19 protein-coding genes are annotated in these 20,583 nt (G+C 36.7%); all 19 read right to left on the bottom strand.

Annotated elements, in window-relative coordinates; translation table 11 throughout:
* Positions 1–42 precede the first annotated feature (42 nt).
* Positions 43–1,287, bottom strand: coding sequence for a methionine gamma-lyase family protein (locus tag CS898_RS08325; RefSeq protein ID WP_009431328.1), 1,245 nt, complete (start codon positions 1,285–1,287; stop codon positions 43–45).
* Entirely contained in the window at positions 1,256–2,203 is a 948-nt protein-coding gene (miaA, locus tag CS898_RS08320) for a tRNA (adenosine(37)-N6)-dimethylallyltransferase MiaA (RefSeq protein WP_099208815.1), read from the bottom strand. The genes CS898_RS08325 and miaA overlap by 32 nt, the downstream gene beginning before the upstream one ends.
* Positions 2,200–4,032 carry a DNA mismatch repair endonuclease MutL gene (gene mutL / locus CS898_RS08315; RefSeq protein ID WP_099208814.1) on the bottom strand — a complete coding sequence of 611 codons (1,833 nt, stop codon included), beginning with the start codon at positions 4,030–4,032 and terminating at the stop codon, positions 2,200–2,202. The genes miaA and mutL overlap by 4 nt, the downstream gene beginning before the upstream one ends.
* Entirely contained in the window at positions 4,010–6,634 is a 2,625-nt protein-coding gene (gene mutS, locus CS898_RS08310) for a DNA mismatch repair protein MutS (RefSeq protein ID WP_234976052.1), read from the bottom strand. Before mutS ends, mutL begins: the two co-directional genes overlap by 23 nt.
* Entirely contained in the window at positions 6,624–8,009 is a 1,386-nt protein-coding gene (gene miaB / locus CS898_RS08305) for a tRNA (N6-isopentenyl adenosine(37)-C2)-methylthiotransferase MiaB (protein ID WP_009431052.1), read from the bottom strand. The genes mutS and miaB overlap by 11 nt, the downstream gene beginning before the upstream one ends.
* 136 nt (positions 8,010–8,145) lie before the next feature.
* On the bottom strand, positions 8,146–10,227 hold the full coding sequence (locus CS898_RS08300; RefSeq protein ID WP_099208813.1) for a heavy metal translocating P-type ATPase: 2,082 nt from the start codon (positions 10,225–10,227) through the stop codon (positions 8,146–8,148).
* Positions 10,228–10,237: 10 nt separating this feature from the next.
* Positions 10,238–10,522 (bottom strand): DUF6110 family protein, encoded by a 285-nt coding sequence (locus tag CS898_RS08295; protein ID WP_099208812.1) that lies wholly within the window; start codon positions 10,520–10,522, stop codon positions 10,238–10,240.
* Positions 10,523–10,692: 170 nt separating this feature from the next.
* Positions 10,693–11,238: a rubrerythrin family protein gene (locus CS898_RS08290; protein WP_009430015.1), complete on the bottom strand. Its 546-nt coding sequence runs from the start codon at positions 11,236–11,238 to the stop codon at positions 10,693–10,695.
* A gap of 207 nt (positions 11,239–11,445) precedes the next feature.
* Positions 11,446–12,510 (bottom strand): peptide chain release factor 1, encoded by a 1,065-nt coding sequence (gene prfA, locus CS898_RS08285; protein WP_009431100.1) that lies wholly within the window; start codon positions 12,508–12,510, stop codon positions 11,446–11,448.
* Complete coding sequence (gene prmC, locus CS898_RS08280; RefSeq protein ID WP_099208811.1) at positions 12,511–13,326, bottom strand: peptide chain release factor N(5)-glutamine methyltransferase; 816 nt, start codon at positions 13,324–13,326, stop codon at positions 12,511–12,513.
* Positions 13,317–14,210 carry a DUF1385 domain-containing protein gene (locus tag CS898_RS08275; RefSeq protein ID WP_099208810.1) on the bottom strand — a complete coding sequence of 298 codons (894 nt, stop codon included), beginning with the start codon at positions 14,208–14,210 and terminating at the stop codon, positions 13,317–13,319. The genes prmC and CS898_RS08275 overlap by 10 nt, the downstream gene beginning before the upstream one ends.
* A gap of 46 nt (positions 14,211–14,256) precedes the next feature.
* Positions 14,257–14,457, bottom strand: a complete 201-nt coding sequence (rpmE, locus tag CS898_RS08270; RefSeq protein WP_009430333.1) for a 50S ribosomal protein L31 — start codon at positions 14,455–14,457, stop codon at positions 14,257–14,259.
* Between the two features lie 96 nt (positions 14,458–14,553).
* Entirely contained in the window at positions 14,554–15,519 is a 966-nt protein-coding gene (gene glpX, locus CS898_RS08265; RefSeq protein ID WP_099208809.1) for a class II fructose-bisphosphatase, read from the bottom strand.
* Positions 15,516–16,172 (bottom strand): fructose-6-phosphate aldolase, encoded by a 657-nt coding sequence (fsa, locus tag CS898_RS08260; protein ID WP_009430565.1) that lies wholly within the window; start codon positions 16,170–16,172, stop codon positions 15,516–15,518. Before fsa ends, glpX begins: the two co-directional genes overlap by 4 nt.
* 7 nt (positions 16,173–16,179) lie before the next feature.
* Complete coding sequence (gene ispF / locus CS898_RS08255; protein ID WP_009430000.1) at positions 16,180–16,656, bottom strand: 2-C-methyl-D-erythritol 2,4-cyclodiphosphate synthase; 477 nt, start codon at positions 16,654–16,656, stop codon at positions 16,180–16,182.
* Complete coding sequence (gene ispD, locus CS898_RS08250) at positions 16,653–17,381, bottom strand: 2-C-methyl-D-erythritol 4-phosphate cytidylyltransferase (RefSeq protein ID WP_009430381.1); 729 nt, start codon at positions 17,379–17,381, stop codon at positions 16,653–16,655. The genes ispF and ispD overlap by 4 nt, the downstream gene beginning before the upstream one ends.
* A gap of 12 nt (positions 17,382–17,393) precedes the next feature.
* Positions 17,394–18,815 (bottom strand): peptidoglycan D,D-transpeptidase FtsI family protein, encoded by a 1,422-nt coding sequence (locus CS898_RS08245; RefSeq protein WP_099208808.1) that lies wholly within the window; start codon positions 18,813–18,815, stop codon positions 17,394–17,396.
* The gene (locus CS898_RS08240) at positions 18,815–20,065 is read right to left on the bottom strand and encodes an FtsW/RodA/SpoVE family cell cycle protein (protein WP_009431236.1); all 1,251 of its coding nucleotides are present in this window, start codon (positions 20,063–20,065) and stop codon (positions 18,815–18,817) included. Before CS898_RS08240 ends, CS898_RS08245 begins: the two co-directional genes overlap by 1 nt.
* A 13-nt stretch (positions 20,066–20,078) precedes the next feature.
* Positions 20,079–20,507 (bottom strand): FHA domain-containing protein, encoded by a 429-nt coding sequence (locus tag CS898_RS08235; RefSeq protein ID WP_009431796.1) that lies wholly within the window; start codon positions 20,505–20,507, stop codon positions 20,079–20,081.
* Between the last annotated feature and the right edge of the window lie 76 nt (positions 20,508–20,583).

Below are 20,583 nucleotides of genomic sequence, written 5' to 3'. Positions count from 1 at the left end.
TTAGCTGACTAAAAGTTAGTAATTAGAAAAAAGAGAAATGGATTAAGAAACCCACTTCTCCTTATAAAATCTTTCAAGGACTCTTCTTAAACTAATTCGACAATGAGCATAGGTTAGTCCGCCTTGAAAATAGGCTATATAAGGTTGGCGCATAGGACCATCAGCGGACAATTCAATAGAGCTACCCTCAATAAAACCACCTGCAGCCATGATAACAGGGTCCTCGTATCCAGGCATTTCCCAGGGTGTTGGGATGAAGTGGGCATCAACAGGAGAACTCTTTTGAATTTCTTCACAAAAAGCTTTTAGTTTTTCAGGGTCATTAAAGATAATGGATTGGATAATATCTGACCTGGGATCGTCGGCACTTGGAATACATGGATAGGATAGAGATTCAAAACATTTGGCAAATAACAAGGCTCCCTTTAAAGCTTCAGAAACTACATGAGGAGCTATAAACAAGCCTTGGAGAATTTGCCGGGTCATACCAAAAGAAAGGCCGCATTCTTTACCAATTCCAGGTGCAGTTAGTAAGTTGGCTATGCGGTCAATGTACTTGGTCTTACCTACAATGTATCCTCCACAATAAGCTAAGCCACCACCTGGATTTTTAATAAGAGAACCAGCCATAATATCTACACCAAGGTCAGTTGGCTCTAGAATCTCTGTAAATTCACCATAGCAGTTGTCTACAAAAATAGGGATCTTAGAATCAATCGACCGAACCATATCAACGGCTTCTTTTATTTCCTGAATCGTAAAGGCTCTTCTTTGGCTATAGCCTGTGGATCGTTGAATTACAACCAGACTTGTTCGCTCGTTAATATAGTTTTGGAATAAGTCTGGATTCATTTGACCATTTTTTAGAGGAACTTCTTGGTAGGATACACCTCGACTGAGTAAGTTTCCACTTTCCTCCCCTGTTAAACCAATGGCTTTTTGCATAGTATCATAAAGAGGGCCACATAGGCTTAAAAGCTCAGACCCTTCCTTCAAGAAGGAAGATACAGCTAGGAAGATTGCGTGGGTTCCAGAGACGATATTAGGCCTTACAAGGGCATCTTCCGTATGGAAAACTTCCTTATAAATATCCTCCACCTTATCCCTACCATCATCTCCATATCCATAGCCTGTGGTCCAATGAAAATCGGACGCAGCCAGTTTATTTTTTTGCATAGCGTTTAGGATTTTTTCTTGGTTGATGAGGCTTATTTTTTCTCTTGCATGAAAAAAGTCTTTAACTTCTTCTTCCATCCTATCTATTAACTGGTCTATTCCTTTGTTCATGTTTCCTCCAATGTAAAATAATTTGGTCTAAAGCATCTTTTTGACTGGTATTGCTTAAATTAACCCAAAATCCCTTTTCATAGCGACGGAACCAGGTTAATTGTCTTTTTGCATAACGTCTAGAATTTCTTTTAATGAGGTCTACGGTTTCTTCATAGTTTGTATGGCCTAAAAAATATTGGTAAATTTCCTTGTAGCCAATGGCTTTCATGGCCTGGTTTTTCTCATTTAATCCAGAATCTATCAAAGACTTTACCTCATCAAATAGGCCTTCCTGAATCATTCCATCCACTCTTTGGTTAATCCGCTCATATAGTTCCTCTCGATTTCGGTCTAGGATAATTAAACAAGGGTCATAAGAGAGACTTTCAACGTTTAAACCAGTAGAAGCCTGGTTTGGATTTTGGATTTCAATTTCCAAAGCTCGCATCAATCGTTGGGGGTTTTTTTCATCTATATTGTCTAATTTTGAGGGATTTAGATCTTTTAATAAATCGACTAAGCCTTGATTTCCCTTTTCTTGATAAATATTTTTTAAATCTTGCCTTAAGGGCTTGTCTTTTTTTGTCTTAAAGAAATCCAATTGACACATGATACTGTGTAAATATAAACCAGTCCCTCCCACTAGGATGGGAAGTTTTCCCTTTTTTTCAATTCTTTCAACATAAGACTCTACATCTTTAGAAAATTCTGCAACACTATATTCGGCAAAGGGGTCTACATGGCTTAAACCATAGTGGGGGATATCTTCTGTTTCATCTGGTCTAATTTTTCCAGTTCCAATGTTAAAATCTTTATAGATTTGCATGGAATCTGCAGAAATAATCTCTCCATTTAAGGATTTAGCCAAATCTATGGATAGGTGACTTTTGCCAACTCCTGTGGGCCCAGTTAGAATAAGTATTTTCTTTTTCATGATTCCACCCTTAAAAACAACTTCTCTAGTTCCCTTTGGCTTATTTTCAAAACACTAGGACGACCATGAGGGCAAGTATAGGGATCCTTGCAGGAGATCAACTGTTGGATTAAGGCGTCTACTTCTATGCCTGTCAAGGGGTCGTGAGCCTTTATAGCGCTTCTACAGGCCTTGCGCATAATGTCATAGCGGTTAAAGTCGTATTTACTATAGACAGTAGATAAATGGTCGATAAGGTTTTGGATAAAGGAAACAGAACTCGGTTCTCCAAAGATAAAAGGAACCTCCCTAAGTAAGATACTGTCTTCTCCAAAAAAATCATAGACGAATCCAAGCTCTTGGAAGGACGTTTGGTTGTTTTCTAAAATAACACGGGCATATTTTGTAGTTTTAATTAGCTCGGGATTTAAAAGAATTTGTCGGTCTATCGCTTCATGAGAAAATTCATAGAGATATTTTTCATAGAGAATTCGTTCATGGGCGGCATGCTGGTCAATAAGATAAATATCCTCTTTAGCTTGAAATAGAAGGTAGGTTTTAAAAATTTGTCCAATATATCTGGTTTCCAAGAGAGACTGAATCCAAGTTTTTGCTGGGTCAGGTTTAGAATAGTCTTCCTCTTCTTCTGAGGCGTAGTCCGAGTAATTGGCTAAATCTTGATCCAAGGATGGGAGGATTTCTATTTTACTTAAAGACTTTTCCTTGATAAAATTAATCTCCTCTACGTCTTCCTTCTCTTCTTTTTTAGAGGATTGGACTTCCTTCTTGGATTGCCCATAGAGATTTAAAAGGTCCAAAGGATCCTTTTTGGGTTCGGGACTTTTTATGTTTTGTACATCAGGGATTTTAGCACCACTAAAGTTTTGACTTAATAGTTCTTGAAGAATAGGTATTAATTTATTTTCATTAGATAGCTTAACTTCATGTTTTTTTGGATGAATGTTTACATCGACAAGTTGAGGATCAATTTCAATATATAGGACAAAGATTGGAAATTTCTGTAGGGGGATTTTTGACCGGTAAATCCCTTCAATGGCCTTGGATATTTGTAAATTACGAACATATCGTCCATTAATATAGATGTATTCATGAATTCGAGAAGCTCGATAAAGTTGGTTATCTCCAAAAAATCCTTGAATCTTGTAAGAAGAAGATTTAAAGGAAATTGCTTGGAGGTGCTGGACAATTTGTTTGCCCAAAATAGAGTAAAGATGGTTTTCGTAGTTTTGGCTGCTAGAACTTTTGAAAACCTGACGGTGGTCCTTACTCAAAGAAATAGAAACACCAGGAACACCTAAGGCAATTTTTTCCACTACTTCTACGATATTGGCCCATTGTACCTTACTAGCCTTTAAAAATTTTTTTCGAACAGGTAAATTTTCGAAAATATTTTTCACCTTGATTGTGGTTCCGATAGGTGCACCAATCTTTTCGCGTAAGATTTTTTTCCCAAATTGATAGACTAGACGAATAGCATAGTCCTGGTCACATGACCTACTGATTATCTCCAATTCACTGACCTGGTTAATACTTGGTAGGGCTTCACCACGGAAGCCAAGGGTTTTTGAATTATTTAAATCCTCAATAGACTGGATTTTAGATGTGGCATGACGCAAGACTGAGAGTTCAATTTCTTCTTGGCTCATGCCTATGCCATTATCTGTAATCCGGATATAGCTGGCAGGGCTGTTTAAAATTTCAATTTGGATCTGACTACTCTGAGCATCAATGGAATTTTCTAAAAGTTCTTTGACAATGCTGGCTGGTTCCTCAATAATTTCACCAGCAGCTATTTTTGAAATTGTATCACTTGTCAGTTGGTGTATCATTCAAAACCTCTTTTACTTCTCTTTGCAAATCTTGTACTTGTGATAAAGTTTCTAACGGGGTTTGGTTTAACAGGTCAATCCAAGCTAATTTTTTTAAAATATTACGATAGTCATCTTCTCTTTTAGAAGTTGTCCCTTCCCTATCTGTATATACAGGAGGTTCAGGGATGCTATGTTCTTTTTCCTCGGCCTTTAATTTGAAAAAGATTTCTTTGGCTCTTTGGATTAATTTTGTGTCAATCCCAGCTAGTTGGGCCACATCTATTCCAAAAGATTGATTGGAATATCCATAACTAATTTTTCGTAAAAAACTAATGCCCTGTTCATTTTCTTCCGTTAAGACTGTTAAGTTGATAAGGCCTGGAATCTTATCTGCCAGAGGTATTAACTCAAGATAGTGGGTTGCAAATAAGGTTTTTGCCTTAATCTCCTTGGCAATATATTCAATTAAGGCCCAGGCAATACTTAAGCCGTCAAAGGTTCCTGTCCCCCGCCCCACTTCATCTAAAATAATCAGAGATTGACTGGTAGCTTCCTTGGTAATGGTAGCCACTTCCTTCATTTCTACCATAAAGGTGCTTTCTCCTCCACTCAAATTGTCAGAAGCACCAATTCGAGTGAAAATTCGGTCCATAGGGGGAATCTTTGCCTGACTAGCAGGAACAAAAGACCCTATATGGGCTAGAATACAAATCAAAGCCACCTGTCGCATATAGGTGGACTTTCCAGCCATATTGGGACCTGTAATAAGGTCAATCATTTCCTCTTTTTGGTCTAAATAAGTATCATTAGGGACAAAAAGTTCAAAGGCTTGATTGGCTTCTACCATGGGGTGGCGACCATCTTTTATTTCTAGAACTTGGCCCTCTTGAATACTGGGTCTTACATAGCTATAGCTATGGGCAACGCTGGCAAAAGAAGAGTAAATATCCAATTCTGCTATTTTTTGTGCTGTATATTGAATGCGAGATAAATAATCCTTGGTTTTGTTTTTTAAATTTAAGAATATAGAATTTTGTAGGCTTAGAGATTCATCTTTAGATCCAAGAATCTGAGATTCCATCTCCTTTAATTCAATGGTAAAAAATCTCTCACTTCCAACGAGGGTTTGTTTTCTTAAATAGTAATCGGGAACGGCATCAATATTGGATTTTGTCACCTCAATGAAATATCCTAAGATTTTATTATATTTTATTCGCAGGTTCTTAATGCCTGTTTTTTCCTTTTCCCTCTTTTCCAAATCAATGAGCCATTTTTTACCATGAGTTCGAGCATCAATTAATTGGTCTAACTTTTCATCGACCTTTTCTTTGATGAAGATTGTATCAGTAATTAAAACAGGGGCATCTTCAATTAAGGTATTTTCAATAATCTTAATTAGGTCTGATAAATCAGGAAAATTTGAAATAAACTTAACAAATTCAGGCTTTTGGGAGGCAAGGAGTTTTTCCTCTAGATCCTTGCTAGTAAGAAGGGTATTTTTCAAGCAAATTAGGTCACGAGGGCTAATAGATCCTGTAGCGATTTTTACGGATAATCTTTTTAGATCATAGACTTCCCTTAAAGATGTTTTTATTTGATCTAAAAAGATTAGGTCATCAAATAAGAGTTCGACAAAATCTAGCCGTTGGTTGATTTTATTTGAGTCTCTCAAGGGATGGTTAATCCAATGTCGTAGGAGTCTGGACCCCATGGAGGTTTGATTTTTATTTAAGACATGGTATAAGGAGCCTTCTTGGTCTCCACGACCTAGAGTTTCAAAAAGCTCTAAGTTCTTTTTAGCCGTTTCATCCAAGATTAGTTCTTCCCCACTATCAACAGGAACAATCTCTAAAATATGATCCATATTGGTCTTTTGAGTTAGGGTAATATAATTCAAAAGAAACATAGCTGTAGAGTAAGACAAGGGATGACGCATATTTAGTTTTAAAAAAGATTCTTCGAGTTCTTTAGTAATGGAAAACTTTTTTTGAACTATAAAATTATCCACAGTTTGAATGGATATCGTTTCATTGATAAATTCCAACTTTTCTAAAAGATTTGGATGGATTAAAATTTCTTTGGGACCATAGGTAGCAATTTGGTCTTGAATCCATAAAATAGCCTGGTCTTCTTCTTCAAAATAATTCTCCAAGCTAAAGAATTCCCCTGTTGAATAGTCTAGAAAAACCAAGGCTGCACTAGATTCTATAAATTGGATGGCACATATATAACGGTTTTCATCCTTTTTAAGATAGTCTTCATTGGTAAAGGTTCCAGGAGTTACAACACGGATGACTTCTCTTTTTACAATACCTTGGGCCTCTTTAGGATCTTCAACTTGGTCACAAATGGCAACTCTATAGCCCTTAGAAACTAATTTAGCTAGATATTGATCAGCTACATGATATGGTACTCCACACATGGGAATATTTGTATCGTCTGTTTTACCACGTTTTGTAAGGGTAATATCTAATTCTCTGGACGCAATTTTTGCATCTTCAAAAAATAATTCGAAAAAATCCCCCAAGCGGAAAAATAAGAGACAGTCTGGATAAGCATCCTTTGTTTTTAAATATTGTTGCATCATGGGGGTATATTTTGTGTAATCTTTATGAACCAATAAACTCACCTTCTAAATTAAAGGAATTTGCTGAGGTAATCTTGACAGGAAGAATTTTTCCAATGAGCTCGTCTCCTCCTTTAAAATGAGTTAATTTAAAGCTTTCTGTACGGCCCGTCAGCATGGAAGCATCATGCTTAGAATGATCTTCTACTAGAACCTCAAGGGTCTTTCCTACTAAGGCTTTATTCTTCTTCTCAAAAATAGGATAAAGGGTATCCGTTAAGCGATTAAATCGTTCTTGCTTGACCTCTTTTGGAATTTGGTGGATGTTCTTAGCTGCAGGAGTTCCCTCTCTTGGAGAGTACAAAAAAGTAAAGGCACTATCATATTGGACATACTTAACTAGGTCCAAAGTGTCTTGGAAGTCTTTTTCGCTTTCTTCAGGGAAGCCAACCATAATATCTGTACATAAAGCAATATCAGGAACCAAATTTTTAACCTTATCGATTTTTCTCATATAGTCTTCCCGGGTATAGCGTCGGTTCATTTTTTTCAAAATGGAATTAGATCCGGCTTGGACGGGCAAATGTAAGAAGTTACATAGGGGGTCTAATTCTTTAAAAGCCATTAGGAGGTCATCTGAAATGTCTTTAGGATGGGAGGTCATAAAACGAATTCGTCTTAAACCGGGGATTTCTGATAAATCATAGATTAAGTGAGTAAAACTATAACCATTTTCTAGGGCTGGTGCATAGCTGTTTACATTTTGTCCCAGGAGGGTAATTTCTAGAACACCACTAGCAACCAGGGCTCGAACTTCATTTAGGATGTCTTGTGAAGGTCGACTTACCTCTCTTCCCCGGGTGTAGGGAACGATGCAATAACTACAGAAATTATTACATCCGTACATGATATTAACAAAAGACTTGTAGGGGTAGTAACGATTTGCCAAAAGCTTATCGTCAATGGATTGGAAAGATTCATCAATATCAATGGTTCTTTTCTGGGTCTCATAGTGATCTAAAAGTAAGGCTGGAAGCTTATGAATATTATTTGTTCCAAAAATAATATCCACATGTTCACATTTATCTAGAACTTTATTTCTAGATTCTTCCCTTTGCATCATGCAACCGCAGACTGCAATTGTCAGGTCTCTTTGCTTCTTTTGGTGCTTGAGTTCTCCTAACTTACCATAAACCTTATCTTCTGCAGAATGACGAATTGAGCAAGTATTTAGTAAAATTAAATCTGCTTCCTGGGGGTCTGAGGTAGAATGAAAGCCCACTTGCTCTAGGACCCAGGAAATCTTTTCAGAATCATGTTCATTCATTTGACAGCCATAAGTCATAATATGGTATTTGGCTTGATTAGGTAATTTATCTTTTAATATATGGATAACTTGTTCTTCTTGATCTATTAAATTTAAATTCAAAAATATACTCCTTTAAAATATTAGAATATCTAACTTAATATTATACCATAATTGTCGGGGTAAAACTAAAGAAGAGAAAAACATATCCCAATCCAGATAAAATTTTATCTATAAGAAAAGAGCAAGTCTTTAAGACTTACTCTTCATAAATATAATCCTTCATATTGTTTCCTGCAATCATTACTGTCGATGTATTATGCAAGAAAGAGGAAGTAGTATTGGATATAATATTAAAGGCTCCTAGGGCAATTAAAGAAGAATTCACTAACATGATTTCTTGATGGTCGACCTTCATTCGCTTTAACATAGACCGGCCTAGTTTTACAACATTAACTAGGCTGCACAATTCATCAGTTCCAATTGCAATATCAGAGATTTCTTTTGCAATATCGGCACCCTTATGCATGCTAATACCCACATCTGCCATAGAAAGAGCAACAGAATCGTTAATTCCATCCCCAATCATGACAACAGTATGTCCCTTGGCCTTCATAGACTTGATATAGTTAGCCTTATCCTCGGGAAGGACTTGTGACTGATATTCATCAAGTGACAGCTGTTGAGCTACACTTCGAGCAGCATTTTCTGCATCTCCCGTTAACATGACAATGTGCTTAAATCCAAGGTCTCTAAGTTGATCTACCGTTTCCTTAGCATCACTTCTTAGAGGATCTGAAATACATAGAACAGAAATTAATTCGTTGTCAAGGGCCAAGTAAAGTAGAGAATATTCTTCCTTGAGTTCATCAATTAGAGACTGGTCTTCAGCATTTAATCGGACACCCTCATCATCAAAAATGAAGTGGGCAGAACCAATTAGGGCCTTTTGTTTCCCAATATAGGCTGAAATACCATGGGCTACAATATATTCAGGCTCTGAATGCATCTCTTCGTGCTTAACATTTTCTTCATGAGCCTTATTAACTACCGCATTGGCAATAGAATGGGGAAAATGTTCTTCTAGGCAAGCAGCTATTTTTAAACAATCCCTTTCATCATAGTCAGGATTGAAGGTCATAATTTTTTCAACTATAGGCTCACTTTTTGTTAGAGTGCCTGTTTTATCAAAAATAATGGTGTCTGCCTTGGCTAGATCTTCTAGATATTTTCCGCCCTTAACCAAGACATTATTGTCTGAAGCTTGGTTCATAGCCTTCATAACAGCAATGGGCATGGTTAGTTTTAAGGCACAAGAGAAGTCTACCATTAAAAAGGCCTTAGCCGCTGTAAAGTTTCTTGTCAAAAGATAGGTAATTCCAGCGCCTAAAAAAGAGTATTTCACAAGACCATCTGCCTTGTTTTCGGCATTTAACTGAGCTAAAGCCTTGTTTTCTTCAGAAGAATTAATCAAGTCAATGATATAATTCAATCGAGTTTCATTGTGTTTTTTCGTCGTTTCAATAAGCAGTTGGCCTTCTTCCAAGACAGTTCCGGCAAATACTGTTTTATTTTTGGCCACTTTGACAGGCTCGCTCTCTCCCGTAAAACTGGATTGGTTGACTAAGCCTAAGCCATCAATGACTTTTCCATCTACAGGAATAACCGATCCCATATTTACACAAACGGCATCGCCTATTTCGACGTCATCCAATGATTTAATTATTTTTTTGTGGCCATCTTTGACAAAGACCTTATCCACTTGAATAGCCAATGATTTGGTTAAATTTTGCTTGGACTTTTTCAAGGTCCATTCTTCTAAGTCTTCACCTAAGCCTAATAAAAACATAATGGATGAAGCTGTAGCAAAGTCACCAGAAAGCATAGATACACTTATGGCTGTCATATCCAAGACATCAACATTTAAGCGTCGATTCCATAGGGATTTTAATCCATTCTTTAAGAAAGATCCACTCTTATATAGGGTTAAGACAGTCCGGATAGGCATAGGTAACAAGCGGATTAAAAGTCTTGTTTCAAAAGAGTCCCTTAAAATATCAAACAAGTCATTTTCTTCCAAAGACAAGAAGTTTTGGTTGTCAATCACTGTTTGATCAATTATTTCTTCTGTTAGGGACAAGAGATATCGACAAATGTTTGGAAAGTCTTCTTCCTTATATTCTAGGCTGATGCTAGAATTTTTTTTGTAAATTTTATAAGTGAGGATTCGGTCGTTTTTATCCAGTAAATAGCTTAGTTTATCCAAAAAATCAATGGAATACAACTTATTGGATGTCAGACGACACCTTCCCGGTATTCTATGGGCTATTGAAATATCCATTTTAAAACTCTTAGTCTTCTAGATCTGCTTCACTAGCAACTTCTTCGATGTCTTTTTCTTTTTTTTCTTCTTCTCTTTCGATGTCTTTTTCCATCTTTAATACTTTTGCTTCAGCAACGATGTCGTCTGCATTTTCTTTGACCTTTTCTACAGTTTTATCCACATCGTCTTTGATTTTTAAACCGCTGGCAACTGCGCCTACAGCTAAATCCTTCATCTTTTGAGATTGAATAATTTTACTACCAATAGCACCTGCTAATACACCAAGTCCGATTCTAATTACTTGTTTGTTCATTTTATTTCTCCTCTCCTTTAAATGATACGGTTTCTCAATTTCATTATATAACCCTGTTGCCTAAAAAGCAACAATAAAGTTCTAGGCCGGAGATACTCATTCCAAGCATCTCCGGCCTAAATAATACAGTCTTTTAATTTATACGGACAGCAAAAGCTTAATCTTAGAAATTAGTAAGCAATGAATGCTTTTGCTTTAGTGTGGCAAATTGGGCATTCTTCTTCTGTTTTATCAAAAGTAATGTAACCACATACTGGGCAAAGTAAAATGTCTTCTTTATCTAGGTCTTTACCTGCATCAACACATTTTTTTGCTTCTTCATAACGTTCTGCGTGAACTTTTTCTGCTTCAATGGCATATCTCATTGCCTTAACAGCTTCTTTTTCACCTTGTTCTTCAGCTACACAGATAAAAGCAGGATACATTTGTGTAAATTCAAAAGTTTCCCCATTAATAGCAGCTTGAAGGTTTTCAGAAGTATTGCTAATACCAAAACCAGCCATGCTAGTTACAGCAAAGTCTCCGTTTACATCTTTAAGAGCGTTAAAATGTAAGCGAGCGTGAACTTCTTCAGCGTCAGCAGTACAATCAAAAAGTCTTTTTACATTTTCAAATCCTTCTTTTTTAGCAGTGTCGGCCCAAATGCGGTAACGCATATGTGCTTGACTTTCACCACCAAAAGCTGATTGTAAATTTGTTTGAGTCATTGCATTCATAATAGTTTTCCTCCTTAAACATCTTACTATTGATTAACTATCTTTAGTATAAGATATATTTTATAAATTTTCAAGGAATGTAGATAAGATTTATAAAGTAAAATTTAAAAGAATCAGTCCTATATAATTTACACCTGGAAAAGTGGCTGTTTTTCAGCGTTTAAGAGAGCTGGTCTAGAAAAAAGGCTTAGGTTTACCTAAGCCTTTTTAGATATTTTTCACTTTTTCTGCTTGATCATAAGCTGTTAAGGCGTCAATAAGCTCATCTAGATCTCCATCATTAATGGCATCAATTTGATGCGAGGTGAAATTGATGCGATGGTCTGTAACCCGGCCTTGGGGATAATTATAAGTTCTAATTCGTTCGGACCGGTCCCCACTTCCTATTTGTGATTTCTTTTCAGCAGAAATCTCTTTATTTTGCTCAGACTGCATTAAGTCATAGATCCTAGATTTTAAAATAGTCATGGCTTTGGCCTTATTTTTAATTTGACTTTTTTCATCTTGACAGGAAACCACAATTCCTGTGGGAATATGAGTTAAACGAACGGCGGAATCTGTAGTATTGACAGATTGTCCCCCATGGCCAGAAGACCTAAAGTAATCGACACGAACTTCTGTTTCGTCAATTTCAACTTCAATATCTTCTACCTCAGGTAAAACAACAACTGTTGCTGTAGAAGTATGAATTCGCCCAGAGCTTTCTGTTTCTGGGACTCTTTGTACCCGATGAACTCCAGATTCATATTTTAAGCGGGAATAAGCTCCTTTTCCTTGGACCATGAAGATGACTTCTTTATATCCACCAATTCCTATTTCATTAGTATTTAAGATGTCCGTTTGCCAATTATGCTTTTCTGCATAACGCAAATATTGCCGAAGTAAGACTCCTGCAAATAAAGCCGCTTCATCCCCACCAGCCCCAGCTCGAATTTCAATAATGACATTCTTATCGTCGTTTTTATCTTTAGGAATCAGTAACAGCTTTAATTCGTCTTCCACTCGACTTAAGGTTTCTTCATTTTGTGTAATTTCTTCTTTAACTAATTCTTTCATTTCTTCATCAAGAGGCTCATCAAAAAGGCTTTTAGCAGAAACTAAGTCATCAGAAAGCTTACGATATTGTCGATATTTTTCAACAATTGGGAGTAGCTCACCGTGTTCAATGGCATATTTTTGAAAACTTTGAGAGTTGCTAATAATATTAGGATCCACCATTAAGGCTTCCAGCTCTTTTAAGCGATCTTCAAAAACAGATAATTTATCGTACATTTATTTCCTCCTAGTTGCTATAATCACTCGATCATAACCAGCATAATCCTGTATGCATTTACCAGTAAAATTCACCTCTTCAAGTAAAGAAAAAATTTCTTCTTTTTGATTGTAACCAATTTCTAAAACCAAATAACCGGTTTTATTTAGGTAGTTAGGGGTGTCTTTAATAATTTTCTTATAAAAGTCCAGGCCATCTTCTCCCCCGTTTAGAGCAATATGAGGCTCATATTTTTTTACTTCATCTTCTAAAATCTCCATATCTTCTGTTCTAATATAGGGAGGGTTTGAATAAATCAAGTCATAGGAGTGACTTACTTCTTGAAAAAGATTGCTTTTAAAAAAATGAGTCTGAGCAAGGTGGCTTTTTGCATTTAGATTGGCAACTTGGATAGCCTGGTCACTAATATCCACACCATCTACAGATAAGTTGGGCCTCTCTAACTTCATTGTAATGGAGACGCAACCAGAGCCAATACCAAGCTCTAAGAAACTATCTCCTGATAATTTTAAGAGTTCTTGAACAGAGAACTCTGTCTCCAATCTAGGGATGAGAACAGAAGGATTTACATAGAAAGTACGTCCGAAAAAGCTTCTTTTATTAAATATATAAGCCAAGGGTTGTCCTGATTTTCGGGCTTTAATCACTTCTTCTAGCCTGCAAAGAGTCTTCTGGCCTACTTGTAAGTCATCATGGGCATATAAGTAAGAAATATCTTGGTTAAATAAGTTTTCAAGAATTTCTCGACTTTCATATTCATGGCCAATGGATTCAAGCTCTTTGCCTAGATAATGAACCAATGTTTTTACATCCAACGGTCATTTTCTCCTTCCTCTGGAAGAACTGCCTTTAGAGAAGCGATAGCCACTTCAATTTGATCTGGGTCTGGATCTTTGACAGTGGCAATCTTCTGAATGTAGAGTCCGGGACGTCTTAATAATTTACTCAGGGCTGAGTCACTTTTACCAATCCAGCGATTAATTTCATAGGCAATGCCTGCAATAACTGGAAACATCAAAATCCGAATAAGAATTCTCAAAAAAGGGTTGGGCCATCCAAAAAAAGAAAGGACAATAATGCTAACAGCCAAAACCATGAATAAAAAGCTAGTACCACACCGAGGATGTTCGAGTGGATATTTCTGGACATTTTCTACAGTGAGTTCATCTCCATGTTCATAGCAATGGATGGACTTGTGTTCAGATCCGTGATATTGAAAAACTCGGTAGATATCGTCAATTTTTGAAATATAAACTAGGTAGATAAAAAAAACAAGGATTCTTAAAATCCCTTCTAAAAGATTTAGGACAAAAATAGAATCTGTAAATTTTTGTAGACCACTAGCAATTAAATTTGGCAATAAAATAAAAAAGACAATGGTCATGCCTACAGAAAGCAAAAGGGTTAAAATAATCTCTTTATTAGATAAGGAGTTTCCTTCATCGTCGTCCCAAAAAGAAGCTGAATAGGTCATGGCTTTTAAGCCGACTACCATGGCTTCGATTAACTTAACTGCTCCCCTTAAGATGGGTAGCTTAAAAATTGGGAACTTATCCGCGATGGAAAAGTTGTTATCTATTTTCAACTCAATTTCTCCATTGGGTTTTCGAACGGCAATGGCTGTTTTTGAAGGCCCTTTCATCATAATTCCTTCAATTAAAGCCTGACCACCAATGGAGGTTTTAAATGTATTTTTCATAAATTCTCCATATGAAAATTGGTTAGTGTAAACACTAACCAATTTCTTAATCTCTTTTGTACTTGCGATTGAATTTTTCAATACGTCCACCTTGGTCTGAGAATTTTTGTTTCCCAGTGAAGAATGGATGGCATTGTGAGCACACTTCAACTTTTAAATTTTCCTTGACAGAACCTGTTTTAAAGGTATTTCCACAAGCACAAGTGACTGTAGCTTCCTTATATTCTGGTTGAATATCAGTCTTCATCACTTATCACTCCTTTATTTAAATTACTTAGGCTCATACTTAACTTCTATAGTATACCATATACATAAGCTGATTTCAATAAAAACTTACAAGGATTTATTGGGCATAGTCAGGTTTTTGATCTAATTTATGCGTACTTGAAATCTTACGAATGGTTCCACTTGGCAATCTTAAAACCAAGGTATCAGTATCTGCAATATTATTGGCATGATAACTTACACCTCTTAGCAGTTCCCCATTGCTGACTCCTGTTGCAGAAAATAAGACCTCATCTCCCTTAACCAGGTCATCAATGTGATAAATTTTGTCTAAATCACTTTTTAATTCTTTACAGCGAGCCAATTGGGCTTCATCAGATGGCATTAATTTTCCTTGGAAGTCGCCACCCAAACATTTTAAAGCAGCGGCGGCAATAACCCCTTCTGGAGCTCCACCAATCCCCATAATCAAATCAACACCAGAATCTTCAAAACAAGAAGCAATGGCTGTAACAATATCTCCATCGTTAACAAATTTTATTCTTGCACCTTCTGCACGAATTTCTTTGACTAATTGTTCGTGTCGTTCGCGTTTCAAAACAGAAACGGTTAGGTCACTAATATCCTTGCCTAAAGCCTTGGCTACGTTTCTTAAATTTTCTCCTGTACTTGCATCTAGTCGAATGGCTCCTTTAGCTTTAGGACCACAGGCAATTTTATTCATATAGCAATCAGGGGCATTTAATAGGCATCCTTTGGGAGCTACAGCAACGACAGCTATTGCATTAGGCATTCCACCGGCAATAGAGGTTGTCCCATCTAAGGGGTCAACAGCAATATCCACCTGGTTTTTTTGGTTTGCTCGCCCAATGTTTTCTCCTATATAAAGCATTGGAGCTTCATCGATTTCGCCTTCACCAATGACAACTGTCCCATCAATATCTATTGTGTCAAACATGCGACGCATGGCATCAACAGCTGCACCATCTGCCGCATTCTTGTCACCTTTTCCCATCCATTTACCTGCTGCTAAGGCGGCAGCTTCTGTAACACGTGCTAAATTTAAACCTAAATCACGATTCACTTTGTATCCCCCTTTAAGTATTTATTCCAATCTTTATTAAAACCCTCAAGACCACTATCTGTCAAGGGGTGTTTTAACATTTGTTTAAAAACTTTATATGGAATGGTTGCAATATCAGCACCATTTGTTGCAGCATCCAAAACATGCTTGGGGTGGCGAACACTAGCAGCTATAATTTTTGTAGGGGCATGATCTTGAACAAAAATTTTCTTTATATTTTTGATTAGATCAGATCCATCATAAGAAATATCATCTATTCGTCCAATAAAAGGGCTGACATACTGTGCTCCAGCTTGAGAAGCCAGTAGGGCTTGGGTAGGAGAAAAAATTAGGGTTACATTTACTTGAATATTCTCTTTTGTTAGAACAGATGTAGCCTTAAGGCCCTCTTCTGTCATAGGTAGTTTGATAACAATATTTTCATCCAAAGAAGCAAGCTTGCGTCCTTGAAGGATCATTTTTTCACTAGTATCTGATGAAACCTCTGCACTAACAGGTCCTTTTACTAGGCGGGCAATTTTTTGGATAAGACTTTCAAAATTTTCATTGGATTGATAAATCAAAGATGGATTTGTTGTTACCCCCTTAAGAATTCCCCAGGAATAAATTTCTTCGATCTCTTTATACACTGCAGTATCTATAAATAAATCCATTTTCACCTCATTCTTTATTTTCTAATAAGCAAACACAACGACTGGTTATACCCTCTTTACGACCTTCAAAACCAAGATTTTCTGTAGTAGTGGCTTTAATTGAAATTTGACTCGTTGAAATTTTTAAGTGCTTACTTAGGACTTCTTTCATTTTAGGAATATATGGAGCAAGCTTTGGCTCTTGAGCAGAAATAACACAGTCGATATTTTCGATTTGATACTTCTCCTTTTCAAGAAGGATAATAACCCGGTCTAAAAGGACTAAGCTGCTTATATCTTTATAGCAAGGGTCTGTATCTGGGAAGTGCTGGCCGATGTCACCTAGAGCCATAGCCCCTAAAAGGGCGTCCATAATACTATGAACTAAAACATCTGCATCAGAGTGACCCAAAAGTCCCCTTTCATAGGGAATTTTAATTCCGCCGAGAATTAAGTCTCTTTGCTGGGAAAAAGCATGTACGTCTAATCCAAATCCTATCCTCATAAATTTTCTCCATATCCATATTTCTGTAAAATTGTTGCGGGCTCTTCTTGTAAAATTTCAGCAAAAAGCAGATCTTCAGGCGTTGTAATTTTAATATTAGTGTATTCACCCTGGACAATTTTCACCTTGTGTCCACTTTTTTCCACCAAAGAACAATCATCTGTTCCCTGGTAATCTTCATCATAAGCTTGTTTATAAGCAGATTCAATAATATTTCGATAAAAAACCTGGGGAGTTTGAACGGCCCATAAAAGTTCTCGAGCGGGTGTATAATCGACATATTGGCCATTGGCTGAAAACTTGATGGTATCTTTTACTGGATGAGCTAAAACACTAGCACCTGTATCTTCAACGGCTTCAATAACCTCATCAATAGCATCAACAGATACAAAGGGTCTAGCCCCATCGTGACTTGCAACGATATCTACAGAGCTATCAAGGGCCTTTAAACCATTTAAAATAGAGTCTTGTCGAGTCTTTCCTCCGGCTACGAGCTGATAAGGAATTTGAATTCCTTTAAGAAGCTCATGGATGAGGTCTAGTTCCTGCTCCTGTCCAATAACAAGAATACAGTCGATATACTTACTGGCTGATACTTGTTCAATTGTTCGAGACAGGACAGATTGGCCTCCTAAAGAAATAAACTGCTTATTCATCTTTAGTTGCATACGAGAACCACTGCCTGCGGCTGCAATAAGCATTGCAACTTTTTTATTGTTTAACATCTAGGCCTCTTTCTAATTTACGATAACATGTTTATTTGCATATCTAAGCAAATCCCTGGCAATAGGCGCAGCAACTGTTCCACCATATCCTTCTGTTTGCTCAACGATGACGGCAATGGCAAATTTAGGGTCGGAAGCAGGTGCAAAACCAACAAACCAAGCATGGTCTTTGCCAGAAGAGTTTTCGGCAGTTCCTGTTTTTCCAGCAATTTTCAAACCCTTGGAATAAGCCCTAGAGCCATTTCCATTGCGGACTACATCAATCATTAACTCCTTGACTTGGTCTGTAACTTCTTTTTTAGTAACTTCAGACAAGACTTTGGGTTCGTGCTTATCAATACTAACACCATCAGCAGATTCAACTTCAGCTACCAGGTAGGGTTCCATCATCTTTCCATCATTGGCAATGGCAGCAGAAACCAAGGCCATCTCCAAGGGCGTTGCCAAGACCTTCCCTTGGCCAATACTAGATGCGGCTAGCTGGGTGTCGTCAAGGGAACTGGAATAATTAAAAACTGATTTTTTTACAGGTAAGTCAAAGTCAATTGTCTTATTAAACATAAAACGATCGGCAACATTTCCTAGTGTATTAGATCCAAGTTCTACCCCTTTACTAACAAAGTAAGTATTGAGAGATTGAGAAAAGGCAGTCCTCAGGTTGATTTTCCCGTACTTTCGATCTGGAACAGCATTTTTAAAAACTCGGCCATTGATTGTTTGAGTTCCCTCATCAATATAAGTTTGATCAATATTTGGATTCTCCAAAAGCCCTACACTGGTTAAAATCTTAAAAGTAGAGCCAGGAGGATATAAACCCTGGGTTACCCGGTTAACCAAAGGACCATCTGCACGACTAGAGATATCTGACCAGTCCTCTACAATGGTAGATGCATCAAAATCAGGTAAACTGACCATAGAATAAATTTCACCTGTTTTGGGGTTTAAAATAACTGCTGCACACTTACGATCTGTTTCTTCCAGGACCTGGTGGGTATAATTTTGTAAGTTTGTATCTATGGTGAGGTTCAAGTTATTTCCTAATTTTTTATTGTTTAGAAAATTCTTCAAACTATTAAAGTGCACAAAAGATCCCTTGTTTAAAAGTTGGTCATTATAGGACAGTTCTAGTCCTCCTTTACCTAAAGAAGGGTTAGCATAACCGACAATATGGGAGTAGATTCTAGGATAATTATAGAATCGACGATAATCTCTTTCCTCTCCTTTAGAGTAGGCAATGACATCGGCATTTCGGTCTCGGATAATTCCTCTTTGAATTTTGGCTTCTTCAATCCAGCTTCGACGATTGGCCGAATGTTTTTTTACGGCATCGGCTTGGAAAAACATAAAATAAGTTAGGTAGAGGATTAAAGATAGGCTTAAAAAGGTTAATCCTGATAGAAGGACTAAAATCCTACGGTGCTCTTTAGGATTCATTACTGTTCCCTCCCCTCATATTTAAAGGATAGGTCTTCACTAGTTACTTGAAGAATACCTAGACAGATAAAACTTGATAACATGGAACTTCCTCCATAACTAATAAAAGGCAAGGTCAATCCAGTCAAAGGAATAAGCTTGGTAACGCCACCAATATGAACAAAGGCCTGGCAGCAAAACAAGACACTGACACATAGGGCTAAGATTCGATAAAAAGTATATTCCTGGTCTAAGGCAATCTTAATCCCCCTATAGACTAAAATCATATAGAGCATAATAATAGCGATTCCCATGGCAGTACCCATTTCTTCACAAATTAAAGGAAATATAAAATCACTATAACTGAATGGAATTAAATTTGGATACCCCATACCAATACCGCTTCCAAAAAATCCCCCTTCTGCAATAGCAAAGAAAGATTGGACAATTTGTCGGCCTGTATTGTAGGCATCACTCCAGGGATCCAACCAAATATGAACCCGTGTTTGAACGTGGGTAAATAATTTAAAACCTAAAAGAGCTCCGATAAAAATAAGAACAAGGTTAAGAATTATCATTTTACGATTTTTTTCATAGACAAACTGAATAGCTAAATACATAGCCAGAAACAAAACTGCTGTCCCTAAGTCTTTTTGAATAAACATACATAATATAAAGAAATAGATAATGCCCATAATGATAAAGGAAGCATACTTTAAATCCTTATACTTGTTGTAGTTTGCATAAAAGCTGGCTAAGATAAACATGATTAAAATTTTTGACAATTCTGAAGGTTGGACATAAATATTTGAAGATATTTGAAGCCAGTTTCTAGCCCCGTGTCGGGTAGTTCCAAAAATTAAGGTGGTTAAGGTAAGAACTGCAGCCAATAAGACGTATAAATTTCCAAACTTGTCCAGCTTTGGGAAATACTTTATAAAAAAATAGCTTGCATAAAAAAGCAAGATACCTGCAATGGACCAAACCATTTGCAAAATACCATAGCTGGGATTAATACGAAATTCCATAACGATACCAATGGTTAATAGCATTGAGACAATTAAAAAAATGTAGTTATCTCCACTGGAAATCTTCCCTAAAATAAAGTTAGAAACATAAATAATGGCAATAAGACCTATAGCCTTATAGGTAATGGCCGGGTCAAAGTTAGAATTTGTGCGGTAAAAAAAGAAAAGTAGAATGATGCAGAGAATTTGAAAAACCAATAAAAGGTCTCTTGGCCGTCTACTTTTTGCTAAGCTAGTAAACATATTGACAAATCTCCTATTCTACAAATAAAAATTGGATAAAACCAATCCCAATCCGATCACCATTTCGTAATTCAATGATGTCATGAATGAGCTCCCCATTTAAATAGGTTCCATTGGCGCTGTTTAAGTCTTCAATAAAGTAAGTTCCATTTTGATCCGTAATTTGAAGATGTTTTTTTGAAACAAAATTGTCCTTGATGACAATATCATTTCTAGATGACCGGCCAATGGTGATGGTTCCCTTTAAAGTATAGTATTCTTGCATCTTAAAATTCAATGTATCTAGGCGATTGACAACTTTTAAGTAGGCTCCATCCTTCATCATAGTCATTTTACTCATAGATTTAATGTCTAAATAAATCATACGGATAATACTAAATATAAAAAGATAGATAATTAAAGTGGCAATGTATTTTACGCCTTGAGAAATTATTATAAACATATTGCACCTCATAAATTTACTGCATTTATACTATCATATTAACAGCTAATTTTCAATAAAAACAGCCCTTGGCCCC

The organism is Urinicoccus timonensis (assembly GCF_900232945.1).
GTDB lineage: Bacteria > Bacillota > Clostridia > Tissierellales > Peptoniphilaceae > Urinicoccus > Urinicoccus timonensis.
Note: the sequence above shows the minus strand (reverse complement) of the source record. Positions and strands in the feature narration are given on the sequence as shown.